General features: G+C 61.1%; 17 protein-coding genes and 1 tRNA gene. 9 read left to right on the top strand and 9 right to left on the bottom strand.

The features are described 5' to 3' along the window. Positions 1-480: 480 nt before the first annotated feature. Entirely contained in the window at positions 481-1650 is a 1170-nt protein-coding gene (locus C7T36_RS06755) for a hypothetical protein (RefSeq protein ID WP_239654605.1), read from the top strand. A 15-nt stretch (positions 1651-1665) separates the two neighbouring features. Here C7T36_RS06755 and C7T36_RS06750 read toward each other — a convergent pair whose 3' ends face one another. From C7T36_RS06750 to C7T36_RS06740, 3 genes are all read right to left on the bottom strand, one after another. Further along, complete coding sequence (locus tag C7T36_RS06750) at positions 1666-3162, bottom strand: sugar transferase (RefSeq protein ID WP_239654604.1); 1497 nt, start codon at positions 3160-3162, stop codon at positions 1666-1668. A gap of 155 nt (positions 3163-3317) precedes the next feature. Then, positions 3318-4010, bottom strand: coding sequence for a GAF domain-containing protein (locus C7T36_RS06745; protein WP_072782266.1), 693 nt, complete (start codon positions 4008-4010; stop codon positions 3318-3320). A gap of 405 nt (positions 4011-4415) precedes the next feature. Next, positions 4416-4489: transfer RNA gene (locus C7T36_RS06740), tRNA-Gly, on the bottom strand. 210 nt (positions 4490-4699) lie between these two features. On the opposite strand from C7T36_RS06740, the gene dcd reads away from it, so the two are divergent. From dcd to C7T36_RS06720, 4 genes are read left to right on the top strand one after another with little or no spacing between them, the layout of a single operon-like run. Then, complete coding sequence (dcd, locus tag C7T36_RS06735; RefSeq protein ID WP_033235759.1) at positions 4700-5269, top strand: dCTP deaminase; 570 nt, start codon at positions 4700-4702, stop codon at positions 5267-5269. A gap of 15 nt (positions 5270-5284) precedes the next feature. After that, a complete protein-coding gene (locus tag C7T36_RS06730) occupies positions 5285-5569 on the top strand; it encodes a hypothetical protein (protein ID WP_045064259.1) in 285 nt (94 codons plus the stop codon). 58 nt (positions 5570-5627) lie between these two features. Then, complete coding sequence (locus C7T36_RS06725) at positions 5628-5810, top strand: hypothetical protein (RefSeq protein ID WP_033235757.1); 183 nt, start codon at positions 5628-5630, stop codon at positions 5808-5810. 6 nt (positions 5811-5816) lie between these two features. Continuing rightward, positions 5817-7340 (top strand): hypothetical protein, encoded by a 1524-nt coding sequence (locus tag C7T36_RS06720; RefSeq protein WP_045064256.1) that lies wholly within the window; start codon positions 5817-5819, stop codon positions 7338-7340. 3 nt (positions 7341-7343) lie between these two features. Here the strand turns inward: C7T36_RS06720 and C7T36_RS06715 are convergent, their stop codons facing one another. Continuing rightward, on the bottom strand, positions 7344-8096 hold the full coding sequence (locus C7T36_RS06715; protein WP_045064254.1) for an IclR family transcriptional regulator: 753 nt from the start codon (positions 8094-8096) through the stop codon (positions 7344-7346). Further along, a complete protein-coding gene (locus C7T36_RS06710; RefSeq protein WP_045064252.1) occupies positions 8096-9601 on the bottom strand; it encodes an APC family permease in 1506 nt (501 codons plus the stop codon). Before C7T36_RS06710 ends, C7T36_RS06715 begins: the two co-directional genes overlap by 1 nt. A 237-nt stretch (positions 9602-9838) precedes the next feature. Between C7T36_RS06710 and C7T36_RS06705 the strand changes: the two genes are divergently transcribed. From C7T36_RS06705 to C7T36_RS06690, 4 genes are read left to right on the top strand one after another with little or no spacing between them, the layout of a single operon-like run. Further along, positions 9839-11419: an FAD-dependent oxidoreductase gene (locus tag C7T36_RS06705; RefSeq protein WP_045064249.1), complete on the top strand. Its 1581-nt coding sequence runs from the start codon at positions 9839-9841 to the stop codon at positions 11417-11419. Positions 11420-11454: 35 nt separating this feature from the next. Beyond that, positions 11455-12126 carry a Rid family hydrolase gene (locus C7T36_RS06700; protein ID WP_045064246.1) on the top strand — a complete coding sequence of 224 codons (672 nt, stop codon included), beginning with the start codon at positions 11455-11457 and terminating at the stop codon, positions 12124-12126. Continuing rightward, positions 12126-12320: a Sec-independent protein translocase subunit TatA gene (tatA, locus tag C7T36_RS06695; protein WP_033235751.1), complete on the top strand. Its 195-nt coding sequence runs from the start codon at positions 12126-12128 to the stop codon at positions 12318-12320. The genes C7T36_RS06700 and tatA overlap by 1 nt, the downstream gene beginning before the upstream one ends. A gap of 20 nt (positions 12321-12340) precedes the next feature. Continuing rightward, the gene (locus C7T36_RS06690; protein WP_045064240.1) at positions 12341-13219 is read left to right on the top strand and encodes a DMT family transporter; all 879 of its coding nucleotides are present in this window, start codon (positions 12341-12343) and stop codon (positions 13217-13219) included. An 11-nt stretch (positions 13220-13230) separates the two neighbouring features. Here the strand turns inward: C7T36_RS06690 and C7T36_RS06685 are convergent, their stop codons facing one another. Genes C7T36_RS06685 through C7T36_RS06670 form a run of 4 tightly spaced genes read right to left on the bottom strand, consistent with a single transcriptional unit; the run spans position 13231 to position 16230 of the window. Further along, positions 13231-13848: a bifunctional 2-polyprenyl-6-hydroxyphenol methylase/3-demethylubiquinol 3-O-methyltransferase UbiG gene (locus tag C7T36_RS06685; protein ID WP_045064238.1), complete on the bottom strand. Its 618-nt coding sequence runs from the start codon at positions 13846-13848 to the stop codon at positions 13231-13233. Next, the gene (locus C7T36_RS06680; protein WP_045064236.1) at positions 13845-14603 is read right to left on the bottom strand and encodes a PIG-L deacetylase family protein; all 759 of its coding nucleotides are present in this window, start codon (positions 14601-14603) and stop codon (positions 13845-13847) included. The genes C7T36_RS06685 and C7T36_RS06680 overlap by 4 nt, the downstream gene beginning before the upstream one ends. Then, positions 14597-15535 (bottom strand): acyl-CoA dehydrogenase, encoded by a 939-nt coding sequence (locus tag C7T36_RS06675; protein ID WP_045064234.1) that lies wholly within the window; start codon positions 15533-15535, stop codon positions 14597-14599. Before C7T36_RS06675 ends, C7T36_RS06680 begins: the two co-directional genes overlap by 7 nt. Beyond that, complete coding sequence (locus C7T36_RS06670; protein ID WP_045064232.1) at positions 15532-16230, bottom strand: glycosyltransferase family 2 protein; 699 nt, start codon at positions 16228-16230, stop codon at positions 15532-15534. The genes C7T36_RS06675 and C7T36_RS06670 overlap by 4 nt, the downstream gene beginning before the upstream one ends. Between the last annotated feature and the right edge of the window lie 22 nt (positions 16231-16252).

Below are 16252 nucleotides of genomic sequence, written 5' to 3'. Positions count from 1 at the left end.
CAGTGAACGATCCCAGGACGGGTAACAGGATTAGGACGGCCGGTGCGAGCCACCATGTCGCTGTACTGCTTTGGGGCGAGTTATCGGCAGCCGCTTTCGGCGAGAAATCAAAATGCATGTTTGTCTTGGTGCATCATTGCGGAATCATTCTGCGGCAGCGCAGGAATGAAACTTCGATCAGGGGGAAAGGATCTCGAACCATACATCGCTGAGCTCCCTCCATCTTTAAAGTGGCTCGATCTCAGCGAGCACGGCAGCCAATCCGTGGCATACACTACTACAGGTGGAGTGTGCATTACGGGACAGAAGCGCGGATGCGCACTGGCCACTCGGAATTAACTTGATCAAATTGAGTGCCAACGTGATTAACGTTAGGTTGCCGCGTTACGGAGCAGTTATCGCCATCAATTTCGAAGAATCGATGATGTGGACCGCGTCTTCCGAGGCCAGAGAGTGACGCGCATTCGATCAGTGCTAGACGTGAAGCGCGTTGAGCCACTGGTGCAAATCGTCGCGGGCCTGGCACTCAACGCCTTCCCGGCAATTTTCATCGCAGTATTCGCACGCATTGCACCCATCGAACAACAAGGCCGCCTTGCCGTTTCGCTGGCGATCGGAACTTACGTGGCGCAGCTGCTGTCAGCATTCGTCGTCGAGTCGCGCCTTGCCACCCCGGAAGCGGATCACAAAGTATCGATGCCCTGGTGGATAGCATTGATGAGCTTGGCATCCGGGACCCTCCTCATTGTGAGTCCGGCGGTTCCGCCAACGGCCATCACACTGATCGGAGTCCTGGGACTGTCGTCGGGCTTGCTGATGGCCCGGACGATCGGCGTGGTGCGGGGTAGATGGAAGCTGGAATCGGTTGCCGCTTCGATCCTTATGGCCGGTTGCCTGAGCGCATTGGTCCTTGCCGTGTACGACAACTCCAACTGTGTCAGGGTTCTTGCAGCGGGAGCTCTCGTGGCCATCCTCATCAGATGTTGGCCTCTGCCTGCTCGCCGAGATCTGGGCTTTCCTCCTGACCTGACCAAGGCTGCGTGGGTCACCGGCGAAACTGCGACAGTCGGTATGGTCCAGCCGGCATTGGCATCTTTCATCCTGGCCGTCCTCGGACCGTCAGCTGCTGTTGGATTCCGGGTTGTATCAACCATTTCGGGGATCCTCGAACCGATTCTTGCCTACGGCCGAGTACGTCAACTCGCCCACGGACACAAAGGCGAGGTAGCCAACGTTGCGATGATCATTGTGGTCGGAACAGTGGCGATCTTCGCTAGTGCCTATCTGGGTGTGTGGAGCCTGATTTTCGGCCCCGCTTGGAACAGTTCACTGTATGTCGCTCTGGCAGTTGCCTGTGCGTGGAAGTTGTGCATGTTGGTGACAACCATCCCCTTTGCGGCTCTGCGCCGGGCGGGGCGCACAAAAATGGTGTTCTGGCTCAGGGCGGTGAACACTGCTCTTTACGTGGTACTCGGACTGACTTTCTTGTTCAGTTTCCATTCCAGCACTGCAGTATTTCTTTCGTTTGTCATCACCGAGGTGCTCATGTTCGTGCCCTATCACGTGGCTGCTGCGAGGTTAGCGCCGGAATACAACTCGGTCTTCCTCAGCGGGAAGCGAGCGAACGGACTCGCGTCCGAGAAGGCATGAAGACTGCCTCGCCCGTCATTCGGCCTTTTTGAAAACTGCCAGCACGGTCAGCATCAAAATCTTGATGTCGAGCCACAGAGACCAGTTCTCGATGTAGTAGTTGTCCCATTCGGCGCGGTCGGCGATGGAGGTCTGTCCGCGTAAGCCGTTGACCTGAGCCCAACCCGTGACGCCCGCCTTGACCCGGTGTCGCTCGCCGTAGCGGCGGATCTGCGCCTCGAAAAGGGTTACGAACTCTGGACGTTCGGGACGCGGTCCGACCAGACTCATGTCACCCCGGAGAACATTGAGCAGCTGGGGGAGTTCGTCCATCGACGTCGACCGCATAAGTTTTCCGATCCGGGTCCGTCGATCGGTTCCCTCGACGCCGCCCGGTGCGCTACCGGTTTTCGGAACAAACGTCACGTGGTCGGGATCGGGTAGCCGCATCGAACGAAACTTGAGGCAGCCGAAGATCTGGCCGTTGCGCCCCACCCGCTCTTGAGCAAAGAATATCGGTCCCGGCGAACTCCAGCGCACCAAGAGCATGAGAGTGAGGAAGAGGGGGGACAGCACGAGAAGGATGCAGCCGGCGACGATTCTGTCGCTGATGTGTTTGACCCGGAACTGCCAGCCTCGGGGATTGGTGTGAGGCACTGACAACAAGGGCATGCCGCCGATGTGGTCGATGAGGCTCTTCGAGCCGATCACCTCATACATGCGTGGCACCACCCATACCCGAAGTCCGTGGCGGTGGGCGATGCGGACTGCTCCGGTCAGCAGCTCACCGTGAACTCTCGTGAATGCGATGACCAGGCGTTCGGCCTGGGTTTCGGCAATGACGGACTCTAGGCGATCGACAGCGCCCAGGTACGGCACCTGGTCGGCCTCCGTCCCCTGGTCACTGCGTATGGGGGACTCGTCCGACAGCACTCCGACTGGGTTCATGCCGTGTTCAGGAGCCGCGATCATCCGAGCGATCACGTGCTGGGTGAGCTGTCCGGATCCGATGACCAACGTGGGGGACACGAGATGGGAGTTCTGTTGCAGGCGTCGTTGGACCACCACGCGAACCAGACGGCCGAATGGAATCAGGATGCTCGCGCACACCCACAGTTTGGTCACGGCAGCACCGGGGCGATCGGTGATCCCGAACAGGACCAGCGCGCACAGCAGCAGCATTGCTGCGATCGAGCCAGAGGACAGGATCCCGTAGAACTCGTCGAGGAATCGGCGGTTGAGCGAGCGGCGATACAACGACCGCGCGCCCATGACGATTACGACCAGGGGAACAAAGAGTGCGAAGCACCACATGGGTGGATGAACCAAAACTGATGTGAGCGCCCACCACCATGCGAGTGCCACCGCGATCGTCGCCGACAACACATCGATGGAAACACTGACGATGGTGCTCAGCGGATCGGTCCGAATGAGCTGCCCGAATTTTTTACGAGAATTCGAAGAAGTAGGTGGGGCGCCTCCGGGGGCGGTCGAAGTCTCGACCTCCAACAATTGCGGCAATTCCCACTCCATCCACGACAATCCCGAATTAATCAGACAATTCGTACATTCACCATTAATCGCATTCTATAGGGGGCCTAACGATATTTGCCGTAGCAACTCGCGCTTGGTTTGAATGCGACTCGGCGTCACAGTCAGCAATCGAAAGATACTCGGCAGCGGTATTTTTATTTGTCGAAGATTACATTTTGGACGACGTCGGCAAGGTCGGTCATGATCTGGACCTCACCACTCGACCAATGATGCGGTTGGCTGTCCCACGCGCACAGCGTCCCTACGGGATGACCTGCGTCGTCGATGATCGGGATGCCGATGTAAGCGCCCACTACGCCGCTTTGGGCGGCCGAATGATCCCTGAGTACCGGGTGGTCGGCGATGTCGTCGATTATGAGTGGGGAACCGCTCACGACTGTGTAGACGCAGAGCGAGTCGGGGAGGGGATGGGTACGTTGTTCCCCGGTGTCGCCTGAGCGGGAGGCGATCGCGGCGTTGACTTGCTCGACGTCGGTGATCATGTTCAGTGCAGCGTTCGGGATCCCGACCGCGTCGATGGTCAGTCCGACGATCTGATCGACTTCGGGATGTGGTCCGGGCGCGAGTAGTCCGGTGTCGTAGACAGCGCGCAACCGAGCACTGTCGTTGAGCGCCGACCACACGTGCGATTGCTCGCCGCTGACAGCGGCACGCAGCCCTTCGAAGACGGCGACAAGCGCGGGATCCGTATACACCTCGTTGATCGCAGCGAACGGGTCGCGAATGGGGCGTTCGGCAGAATCCGCGATCGTCTGCTCGCGTTGACCCGCGCCGTCGTCGCTTGCATTATCGGAACTTGTTGCGTCTGTCGGACTCGGTGGTGTCATATCTCTTTCCTGGTGAATCGGTAGCAACATGTATTACCGCGATTGGTCCGCTCGGCGCCGCATCTCCCATATCCATACCTCATGCTGCTGTATTTATGAATATTGGTGATGCGGACTGAAGCAGACGGACTGTCTCTCGGTACCAGAATGGGAATTTTGACATTGCATTCTAGGGTCGAAAGTCCTGCCTTACGGCTAACCGTAATGTTTCGCTGACGTGGAGGGAAGATATAGCCTGATTGCGATTCGAAAGCTCTCGATTTCTCACCTGTGTCAGAGCAAATCGAGTCCGACCGACTGCGCGGCATTCTGAGCTCGAAAAATCGTGGTGTGCAGGCGAATCTGATGCCGGCTAGTGCGTGGCGGCGACGGTTCGCAGAGGAACGATTGGTCCCGATTCATAGATGGAGCCGATGACGGGAATCGAACCCGCGTATTCAGCTTGGGAAGCTGATGTTCTACCATTGAACTACATCGGCGTCGCAGCCGGTCGGAGGGTTTTTCGCCCCCGATCAACGTGCTTTCCGAAGGTTATCAGACGCCATTTCCGATGTGTGGGAGCCCCGCCCGGCTACTAGTGCTCACGCTCGATTTCTCGCGACACAAGAACCCGAGCTGTTCGTCACAGCATTGTGTGATCTGCCTGGTGATTGGTCTGCGCTGAAGTGGTGAACCGGTAGCCTCTACGTGTGCTGCTCTCCGATCGTGACATCCGTGCCGAAATTGCCGTTGGACGCCTGGGAATCGACCCGTTCGACGATTCGATGGTTCAACCGTCGAGCGTCGACGTGCGCCTGGACGGTTTGTTTCGGGTTTTCAACAACACGCGATACACGCACATCGACCCGGCGCAGCGCCAGGACGAGCTGACGAGCCTGGTGGAGCCCGCGGAGGGTGAGCCTTTTGTGCTGCACCCCGGTGAGTTTGTCCTCGGTTCGACGCTCGAAGTGTGCTCGCTGCCCAACGACCTTGCCGGCCGCTTGGAAGGTAAGTCGAGCTTGGGTCGTCTGGGTCTGCTGACGCACTCGACTGCTGGTTTCATCGATCCGGGATTCAGTGGCCACATCACGTTGGAACTGTCGAACGTTGCGAATCTCCCGATCACGCTGTGGCCGGGAATGAAGATCGGTCAGCTCTGTCTGCTCAAGCTGTCGAGCGCTGCAGAGTTCCCGTACGGAAGTTCCGAGGCCGGTTCCAAGTACCAGGGCCAGCGCGGTCCGACGCCGTCGAAGGCGTACCTGAACTTCAACCGCGGCTGACGGAAGTCCGCACGTATGACCGCGTTGTTCTACGGCATGGTCTTCATGAACCTGCTGTTTGTGACCAGCACGGTGTGTTTGGTCAAGCCTTCGCGGATCAGCGCGATCGCCACCGCGTTTGCCGCGCTGATGTGGCTGCTCCTCAACGGCCCGCTCGAAGGGCAAGTGTTGTGGTCGCTGACTCCGGAGAACGGCCTCACCGTGTCGGATCTGTTCTCATTCGTGGCGTTCGGTATTGCCGCACGAGGATGGTTTTTGGCGGGCAATCGCAGGCGCGGGAATCGTTTCGGACGGCGATAGCAGGCAGATAGACGTCAGCTATGGGGAATCTCCCCCAAACCGGGCATAATTGCAGGTTATGTGGTGGATTGTTGTCGGCGGACTGATCCTCTGGGTGGCCTGCGCCGTACCTATCGCCATTATCTGGGGTAAAGCCATCGCCCGACGCGACCGCGCTGATTTCGAAATCCGCGATCAGGACTGGTCTGCCGAGCTGGCCAGGTCGATCGAAACGGAAACCGATCCCGAGACCGAGAAGTGATCGGCCATGGAATTGCCGTCCGACACTCCGGCCGATGTGGTCGAGGCTGCGGCAGCAGGTCCTCGTGTTCCGAAATTTGATTCCACACTAGGCATTCCGGTAGTTCCGGCCGCCGGGCCGGTCGGCCACCGTTTGGTGGTGATCGGAGATTCTCTCTCACAAGGATTTCAGAGTGGGGCTGTCTTCAATACCGACCTGTCGTATCCGTCGATCATCGCGTGGCAACTCGGCTGGTTCGATAGCTTCCGATTCCCGCGTTACGGCGGCCCGGGTGGGCTACCGCTGAACATCGAATTGTTGCTGCGCACACTGGAAGAGCGCTTTGGAACTTCGACGGACGTGTGGGAGATTCCGCTGGCATTGTTCGCGGCACGTGGATTCATGGATCAGGTCGAGGACTATTGGGAGCGTGGCCCGGGTAGCGTCGCGCCGACGTTCTCGGCGATCAATCACAACTTGTCGGTGTATGGGTGGGATGTGCGCGACGCTCTGACGAAAACCGCTGCGAGTTGTGAAGCGGCACTGCATCAACCACACGACGATCTGCTCAGCCAGATTGTCGAGAACAACGGCGAGCGGACGGCATTGCGAGTGCTGCCGCGTGGGTCCGATGCAGAGAAGAAGATGACGGTGTTCGACGCGGCGGCCGAACTGGGCAAGGAGTGCATCGAAACCTTGGTCGTGTTTCTCGGAGCGAACAATGCGCTGCGGACCGTGACCGACCTGCGAGTGCAGTGGAGTGGCAACAAGTTTCGGGACCCGGATGGCAAACGGGATTACACAGTGTGGCAGCCCGATCACTTTGCCCAGGAGTACGCCGAGGTGCTTGCCGCTATCCGAAAGATCAATGCGCAGCACGTCATCCTGTGCACAGTGCCGCACGTGACGATCGCCCCGATCGCGCGGGGGTTGGGTGGCAAAGTCGAGACAGGGTCACGGTACTTTCCGTACTACGCCCGGCCGTGGGTGCGTGACGCAGACTTCGATCCACGACGCGATCAGCACATCACGGGAGCGCAGGCGTGGGCGGTTGATACTGCGATCGACCTGTACAACACGGGGATCGAGCGGGCTGTGGCGAGCGCACGCCGGGTGGGCAAGGACTGGCACCTCTTCGACGTCGCGGGGCTACTCGAGCGCGTCGCATCGAGGCGGTATGTCGACGACGTCAACGCAAGACCGTCGTGGTGGACGCCGTACCCACTGCCCAAGGCATTGACTGATCTTGCACCCGTGCCGGATTCACGATTCCTGGCCGCGGACGGTATGGGCGGCCGAGCGTCGGGTGGATTGTTCTCTCTGGACGGCGTTCATCCGACCACGGTGGCCTATGGGGTTCTGGCCCAAGAGCTCATGAACATCATGGCCGGCGCGGGTGTGCAGTTCGATTCCCCGACGGTCGATTTTGATCGCCTCGTCAGACGGGACACGCTGGTGCGGACTCCGCCGCAGAATCTGGATCAGACGCTCGGACTCATCGGGTGGGCAGACGAACACCTCGGTTTCGTGAAACGAATCTTCGGGCTGTGATGATCAGCTAGCTCGGCACAACGATGGAGAGACCATCCTGCCGGCATAGTCGCGGAGCAAAGCTTCCAGTCCGGTGTCCTCGGTGGACAATCTGCCCGTCGGGCCGATAGCGGCAAGCGAGCCCACAACACCGTTCTGGCCGTCGCTGATCGGCACGGCGAGCGCTGAGCGGCCGATGCGAATCTCGTCGACCTCCCGTGCCGGCTCACCGCGTCTGATGCGGGAGAGTTCGAGTTCGAGGTGGTCGGCGTCGGTGATGGTGTGCGCGGTGATCCTCTTGAGCGGCGAGGCTGCCAGTTCGGGCCGCGAAGATAACAACAGTTTTCCGATTGCGGAGGCATGCAGCGCGCTCACGAGAGTGCGCTCACCGCTGAGTTCGTGATCGGGGTCGCGGTCGATCAGCCGGACCTTTCCCTTGTCGTACGACGCGAGATATACGCCGTAGCGCACTTGTTCGCGTAGTTCTTCGAGCAGTACGGAGTTGTCCACGGGGGTGGGTTCGGCAGCAGCTCCGGCCAATTCGCGGGTGCGTCGACCGAGTGCAAATCCGGAGAGATCCGCGATCCGGACCAGGTAGCCGTCGGCGACAAGGATGTTGAGCAACCGGTAGGCGGTCGCAGGAGGAATGCCGGCCAGCGCCGCAATGTCCTTGGCGGTGGCGCCGGAACCGAGTTGCGCTGCGGATTCGAGCAATGCCAATGCGCGCTGGACTGCTCTCGGTTCATGTCCACCGAGATCTCGCGGTCGACCGACCATCAGCGCGGACCGACAGCGGATTCGCCTACCAGCACGATATTGCCGGCGGCGTCGGTGCCGAAAACTCCCGCGCCGGGAAGTACGTCCTCGGTTTCGGGCTGGTCGAAGGCGCCGATGTGCAGGAGGCTTTGAGGGCTGCGACGACGGAGATAGAACTGCCACAGTGTGCCCGAACTGAGTATCACCAGCACTGCGATCGGTGCGATGTACGTGTGATCAACGATGTTCGCGTACACCAGGTATCCGAGGACAACTGCGCCCGCACCACTGCCACAGGATGCTGCGGCAAGCACGCGGGGTGTGTCTTCGCCGATGCGCGTGAGGAATACGACGGAACTGATCGCGACCAGCGCGTAGGCGACAATGACGGCTGCCCGCACCGTGAGGCGCAGATCTTCGAAGAACACACCTCGTCCGATCACGGCGAAGGTGCCACCGCCGAACAGTACGGCGGCAACAACAACGCTCAACGCGACACTCGGGGTGCGGAAGGCGCTGTGTACGTGCGCAAAAGCGCGGGGGAGTAGGCGCTCCACACCAAATGAGTAGAGCAGGCGCGACGCGGCGTTCGACGACGCCATCGACGACGCCAGCCACGAGCAGCCCATTCCGATGTTGAGTGCGATCACCACGGCTGGGCTGACGCCGGTCGAGGTTCCGTGCAGATAGGCGTTGACGAGGGTGTCGCTGCGTCCGGTCCAGGCGGCCCAGCCGGCAAAGATGAAGAGGCCACCGCAGATCATCGGAGTGAAAAGGACTGTGCGCGTCACGGTTACCAGTGGGCGGCGGGCTTCGGGGCCGAAGAAGGCGGCGCTCTCGAATCCGGCGAGCGCAAAGAGTGCGGCGAGTGCGGTGATCAGTAGTCCGTGGCCGGACGTGGACGGAATGATCTGTGCGTGCTGATCTCCGCCGATCAGCATGAGCGCGACTATGAAGAGCAGGGAACAGCTTTCGGCCACGAGGATTGCGAGTGCTGCAAATCTGACGCTCCGGAGCAGGCACGCAAGGATGAGTGCGGCGAGCACGGTGTACAGGGCGATCAGCTGAAATGTGCCGTGTACGCGTACGCCGGCAAAACCGAGCAGCGTAATGACCGCCAGCCCACCGTGATACAGGGTCATCACTGCGCTGCCGACGTATTTGACGAGTATGGCTATACCGGTGGTGATGGCGGCCCGGGTACCGAGTCCGCGAAAGGCAAAACTGTGAAGTCCGCCCGATGCTGCCATCCGTCTGGTGAATTGGGAGATGCAGAACGCGATCAAGGTGACCAGCACGGTCGCGATGATGATCGTGATCATCCCGCTCAGAAGGTGACCGTGTGTCAGCATGGTGACCGGCAGCACAACCATCGAGACAGCCGGTGCTGTGGTTGCCACCGACTGCGCCAGTACTTCGGCGCCCGAGAGTTGTCGACGCCCGAGTGCGCGCAGCGGTGAGCGCGCGGGTGGTTGCTTCTCGCGCGTGGTGAACGATCGCGCGATGGCCTCGGTGAGTGCGGACATGCGCGGGACGCTAGTGCACTTCTGTAACGGAGAAGTTTCCTACGTGAGTCCCCTGATCGCACCCGGCTGAGAGAGCACCTGTCGGTGCGGCGGTTGATTCTCACTCGATTCCCACGGACTGTTTCCTGCACGACAAGTTCTCGACCCATCGCCGAGCCATTGTTGTTTCCACACCAACAACCCGGGTCGCCGGGCGCACACTTGGGAGCTTGAATGTCGTACACACGTAGATCTTTCATGCGCAGTCTGGGACTCACCGGCGGCGCGGGCCTGGCACTGGGAGCCATGGGGTCCATCGGTTTGGCGCCGGCAGCATCGGCGTCGCCGCGACGTTTTCAGGCACCGGCAGCGGGTGACCTGATCGGACAGGTCAAGGGCAGTCATTCTGTTGTCATTCTGGGCGGTGGCCCGGCCGGTCTGTGCTCGGCGTACGAGCTGCAGAAGGCCGGATACAAGGTCACCGTCCTCGAAGCCCGCACTCGTCCGGGTGGACGAGTGTGGTCGATTCGTAACGGGACGGAGGAGACGGATCTCAACGGCGAGACCCAGACCTGCACGTTCTCCGAGGGTCACTTCTACAACCTGGGTGCCACCCGAATCCCGCAGAATCACAACACCATCGACTACTGCCGCGAGTTGGGCGTCGAGCTGCAGATGTTCGGCAACCAGAATGCCAACACGTTTGTGAACTACACCGGCAGCAAGCCCCTTGCCAATCAGTCGATCACGTACCGCGCAGCCAAGGCCGACACCTACGGTTACATGTCCGAGCTGCTGCAGAAGGCCACCAACCAAGGCGCTCTCGACGAGGTTCTCACGAAGGAAGACAAGGAAGCGCTGTCGTCGTTCCTCAAGGACTTCGGCGATCTGGGCAGTGACGGACGCTACGTGGGGTCGTCGCGCCGCGGGCACTCCGTCGAACCGGGTGCCGGTTTGAATTTCGGCACCGAGATCGAGCCCTTCGGGATGAGCGATGTCATCCAGGGCGGCATCGGACGCGCATTCTCCTTCGAGTTCGGCTACGACCAGGCCATGACCATGATGACCCCCGTCGGCGGGATGGACCGGATCTACTACAAGTTCCAGGACAAGATCGGCATGGAGAACATCGAGTTCGGTGCCGAGGTCAGCGGAATGAAGAACGTTCCCGAAGGAGTCACCGTCGACTACGTCGTGGACGGCAAGGCCAAGTCGATCACCGCCGACTACGCCATCTGCACCATTCCGCCGCACCTGATCAAGCGCCTGAACAACAACCTGCCCTCCGACATCCTCCTCGCTCTGGAGGGAGCAAAGCCGTCGTCGTCCGGCAAGCTCGGCATCGAGTACTCGCGTCGTTGGTGGGAGACCGAAGACCGGATCTACGGCGGCGCATCCAACACAGACCGCGATATCTCGCAGATCATGTTCCCCTACGACCATTACAACTCCGACCGCGGAATTGTTGTCGCGTACTACAGTTCGGGTAAGCGTCAGCAGGCTTTCGAATCCTTGACGCACAAGCAGCGCCTCGCCAAGGCCATCGCCGAAGGCTCGGAGATCCACGGCGAGAAGTACACCCGCGATATCTCGTCCTCCTTCTCGGGCAGCTGGCGTCGTACCAAGTACTCGGAGTCGGCCTGGGCATCATGGGCCGGAGCGGGAGATTCGCACGGCGGCATGGCAACTCCCGAATACACGAAACTGCTCGAGCCCGTCGACCGCATCTACTTTGCCGGTGATCACCTCTCCAACGCAATTGCCTGGCAGCACGGCGCTTTCACGTCGGCGCAGGACGTTGTCACCCACCTGCACCAGCGCGTCGCGCAGGGCGCCTAGCACCAACTACCCATCACCACTTCCGAGGAGTCACCATGAAATCTCGTACCACCAAAGTTGTTGCCGCAGCGTTTGCCGCGTCCGTGCTGCTCGGCACCGCGACCGCGTGCTCGTCCGAAACGGCAGAGGCGGAAACCGCCACCAGTTCCTTCATCTCGAGGTCGGTTCTCGAAGCCGGACAGGCCAATCCGATGATCGCACAGGGTGTGGCCATCGGCGCTGATACAGCGGTTTACAAGACCAGTGGCATCGGACCGTCGGCCGGAAACAAAGCCGCACCAGAAGGATCTCCCGAGTCGTACATCGACTCGCAGTTCTCCGGCGGCGTGCTGCCTGCCGGGGTGACAGTCACCGAGGCTCAGGGCATCAACGTGCTCAAGAAGATTCGTGACAATCTCGAAGCTCAGGGACTGACACTCGAGGACGTAGTCACGATGCGCGTCTTCCTCGACAACGCTCCGGGCTCGGACAAGGCCGATTACACCGGCTGGAACCGCGCTTACCGTCAGTTCTTTGCCAACACGAACCTCGACTCCGGTGAGACGGAGTTGGTTCCGATGGGAACTGCGGCACCCATCGCGCCGATCGAACGAAACAGCGCTCGCCCCACTCGCTTCGCGCTTGAAGTTGCCGGACTGCCGGTTGCCGGCTGGCTGGTCGAGGTAGAGGTCGACGCGGTGTACCCCGAGGGTAAGGAACCCGCCTGATGGGCGCGCTCAGCCCGACCCACTGGGCCATCGTCGCGGTAGTGCTGCTGGTGTTGTTCGGTTCCAAGAAGCTGCCGGACGCGGCCCGCGGGCTGGGGCGGTCGATGAGGATTCTCAAGTCCGAGGTCGGTGAACTGCAGGCCGATACCGATCTTGCACTCGATTCCGAGTTGGCGCCGAGCAAGAAGTACTGATCCTGTGCGAGGCTGACGAGGTGTCCCACACTTTCCTCGCAGTGTTGTTTGCCATCGGTGCAGCGGTCTGCATCGCGATCGGCACAGTAGTTCGCCAGCGCACCGCAGCAGTGGTCCCGGATGATTCCATCGGTGCACTCGGACCGATCACGACGCTCGTGCACAGCCCGATCTGGTGGCTGGGCACGATCGTCGGGATGGTGGGTTACGCACTTCAGGCTGCCGCGCTCGGCTTGGGATCGCTGCTTCTGGTGCAGCCGCTTCTGGTGTTGTCCCTGCTGTTTGCGCTCCCACTCGGCGCAAGATTCAGTGGGCGCACGATCAGCGCGCGGGAGTGGTTGTGGGCGGCGGCGCTCACCACGTCGGTGGCGGTGCTGATCATCGTCGGTGATCCGCGGCCGGGGCAACCGCGAGCGGAAACGCACCATTGGGTCATGATCACGCTGATCGGGCTGCCGTTCGTCGCGCTGTGTCTTTTCGGAGCACATCGACGCACGGGATCGGCGAGGGCATTGCTCCTCGGAATTGCAGGCGGCTCACTGTTCGGAGTTGCTGCAGTGCTCACCAAAGGTGTTGTGCACCTTGTGACGCTCGGACCTTCAGCCGTTCTTACGTCCTTCGAGTTCTATGCACTTGTTGCGGTTGCAGCGGTCGCGACTTCGGTGCAGCAGTCAGCTTTTCAAGCGGGGGATCTACAAGCGTCGCTGCCGGCGACAACGATCATGGAGCCGGTAATCGCGTCGTTGCTCGGGTTTGTGGTTCTCGGCGAATACCTCGATGCGGATCGTAAGGTGGCCGCGGTTCTTGCACTTGCCGTCGTTGCGATGATCGCGGCCACCGTTGCCTTGGCCCGCAATGCGGCTGACAGCGCGGTTTCGGTGCCGCAGAAGGTTCGTTGAAAGCTCCGGCGTCAGACGAGGCCCTCTGCCCTGGCCACAGACTGCGGAGGCCGTGAGTCCTTGACCAGTACGTCGATCACGACATCTTCGTCCTGATACGTCGCCAGCTGCGCGAGGCCGGGAGTCTGCCGCACCAGCGAGTGAACGCCGTCGCCGGCCTGCGGATACTCGGGCACGATGTGACGCCAATGGGCGCACACCAGCGTGCCACCGGGTTCGAGGTGTTCGACGGTTCGCTCCATCGCCTCGGTGAGTCTCTCGACGCTGAGGTAGTAGCCGATCTCGCTGAGCACGATGAGGTCGAAGGTGGCGTCCGGCCAAGTGTCGTCGCCCAGGGCCCATTCCCTGAACTCGACGTTGTGCCCCGCGAGTCGTCGACGGGCAGTTTCGAGCGCTGACGGCACGATGTCGGTGGCGATCACCGCGTCGCAACGATCCGCCAACATTTTGGTGAGGACCCCGATGGAACATCCGGGTTCGAAGGCGGAGCGGTATCGGGGCTTGGGCAGCATTGCGGTGGTGAGTGCGTATTTTCTTTTTTCGTACCAGCGTGTTTCGAAGTCCCACGGATCCGACTGAGCTGCGTACATCTTGTCGAAGTAGTCGGGTGGAAGTTGCGGATCACTCATACGAATACGGTCTCATAGGTGCGCAGCAGCCGGGTCAGGGCGTGTGGCGGGAGTATCGGTTGGTCGGCGGGATGATCGGAGAGCGGCAAAATCTGGGTGGTGAACTGTTGCACCGCAGAGGTTTTTGCTTGACGCACATCGGCAGGCAGGGTGATGGTGTGCAGGCGATCCCACGGAACGCTCGGGTGTTCCGGAGTTGCCCAATGCCACGTCCAGACGGGGTACTCGATCAGGCGAGCACCGGTGTCGGCGCACGCCTGCGCTGCCGCAGTTCCCGTTGCCTCGTGGTCGGGATGGCCGTCGCCGCGCCAGGTCGAGGCGCACCAGGTTCCATCCGGTGCTTCGGCGAGAATCTCGTGGAGTCGCTCGGCTAGCTCGTTGCTGTGCGTGCGGATGTCTCCGTCAGGCAACATCAACCGGACCGGGACGGGGGTACCGAGTTCCTCTGCCGCTCGGACAGACTCGACCCGTCGACGCTGTTCGAGCTCAGGTCTCGTGAGGGTGGGAGAACCGGGGTGTGAAGCGCCGCCGTCGGTGACGGAGATGATCTGAACGTCGATGCCCGAACGCGTCGCCATCAGCGCTGTTCCGCCGAGGCCCAGAATCTCGTCATCCGGATGAGGGGCCACGATGACCAGACGCGTACATGACGAGAGATCGAGCTCTGGGAACGGTCGCTGCCACTGCTGCCACACGGATTCCGGTGTGCCGCCGTCGTCGACGGGCTTCTGCGCGAACAGTTTCGAGTTCACCACGTCGATGATCCTTGTGCTGTCAGGCGGCCGAGCTGAGCGAGATCCTTCTCGGCATGACTTTGCCGAAGGTAGACGGTGAGATCGGCAACGCGGGCAGCATGGTCGCCGTCCAGGCATAGGGGTGCTGCTCCCAGAGCTCGCCCGACTCGATCGAGGGTTTCGGTAGCTGCCCGTTCCACGATCGATCGGGCTGCCAGTGCTCGCTGTTGTGCCCTTCCGTTCTTGTCGAGAGGATCGTCGTCGATGTCGGCTGCGGCGGCGTCGAGGGTGTAGCGAGCGGCGGTCAACGCGGCATCAACAGCCCCGAAATGGGCCAGGATGTAAGGGTCTTCGGAATGCGCTGCCTTGTTCCTCAGTGAATCAGCGACACCGCAGGCGGCGCCGTACCAGCAGGCCGCCACACCGATAGCCCCGTGCCAGAAACCCGGCCGGGTCAGATAATCTCCGATGTTCCCGACGGGAATTGCCGGGACGCCGTCGAAGTCCACTGCACTGGAATCACTTTCGGCCATGCCGACCGCTTTCCACGAACCGGGGACCGGATGCACGCCGGGCAACCCGAGTTCGACGGCAAACAGCGACGGTGTGCCGTCGATCAGTGCGGTGACCAGAGCGTGCGTGCAGATATTTGCCCCCGAGCACCACAACTTACGTCCGGTGAGCGTCCAGATGCCCACGTGCTCCGAGGCATTCACCACGGGCTGCGGTGGTTCAGCTGCCCACACGCCCCACAGTTGTCCAGGTTCGGGTTCCGGCCCGTCCAGTTCCGCCAGTATCGCAACCGCGTCGGTGTGCGCCTCCGCCATTCGGCCGAGCACGACATTGTCGCGAGAGAGTTCGGCGAGGGCATTCCATCGTGCTGCCGTTGCGCCGCTGCCCGGCAGTGGCAGGTAGAGGTCGGTTTCTTTCAGACGCGTTTGTAGTCGTGTCATCGCGCCACATCCACTGTCTCGGTGCCGAGTTCTCGTAAATGCCCGGCAAAACCGCCTGGTGTCCGTCCATCCGTGCGAGCTGAGGTTGTGACTGCAATGTCCTGCGCCCACGCGATCCTGGCACCGTCCTCGCTGAGACGGCGAACCAGATCGACGTCCTCACCTTCCTCGAGATGGGAGAATCCTCCTACGCTCCAATACTTGTCGGCTCGGATGCCGAGATTTGCGCCGTGGATGTGCCCGTGGCGACCTATCGGATGCGCGTGATACCGCTGTTCGTAAAGCTGCTGGACGGACGACGGTTGATCATCCCAGTCGGCGATGCGCACTGTTCCGGCAACAACGTCCGCGCTCTGCGCGTACTCGAGTTGCCGCGCAAGCCATGTCGGGCCGACAACCGAATCCGCGTCGGTGGTGGCAAACCACGTCGACGCGAACGCAGTGCGACTGTCGGTGCCGAACGTCGAGAATCCGGTGGCACGAGATTTTCCGACATTGTGGTGCTGTGCTCGAATGACGTCGATGCCGCTCGGGATCACTTCACTCGATCGGTCGGAGCAGCTGTCCAGGACCGTGACAATCCGAACGGGAACATCGATCCGACGCGTGGCCTCGAGCAGTGCGTCGATGCAGTGCGGGAGGTCGATCGCTTCGTTGTGGGCGGGGACTACTACAAGAACCTGGTCGATGGTCATAGCGACGATCCTTTCCTCACCC

The sequence above is a fragment of the Rhodococcus sp. AD45-ID genome (genome assembly GCF_003023755.1).
Taxonomy (GTDB): domain Bacteria; phylum Actinomycetota; class Actinomycetes; order Mycobacteriales; family Mycobacteriaceae; genus Rhodococcus_F; species Rhodococcus_F globerula.
This window is presented reverse-complemented; position numbering and strand designations above follow the sequence as displayed.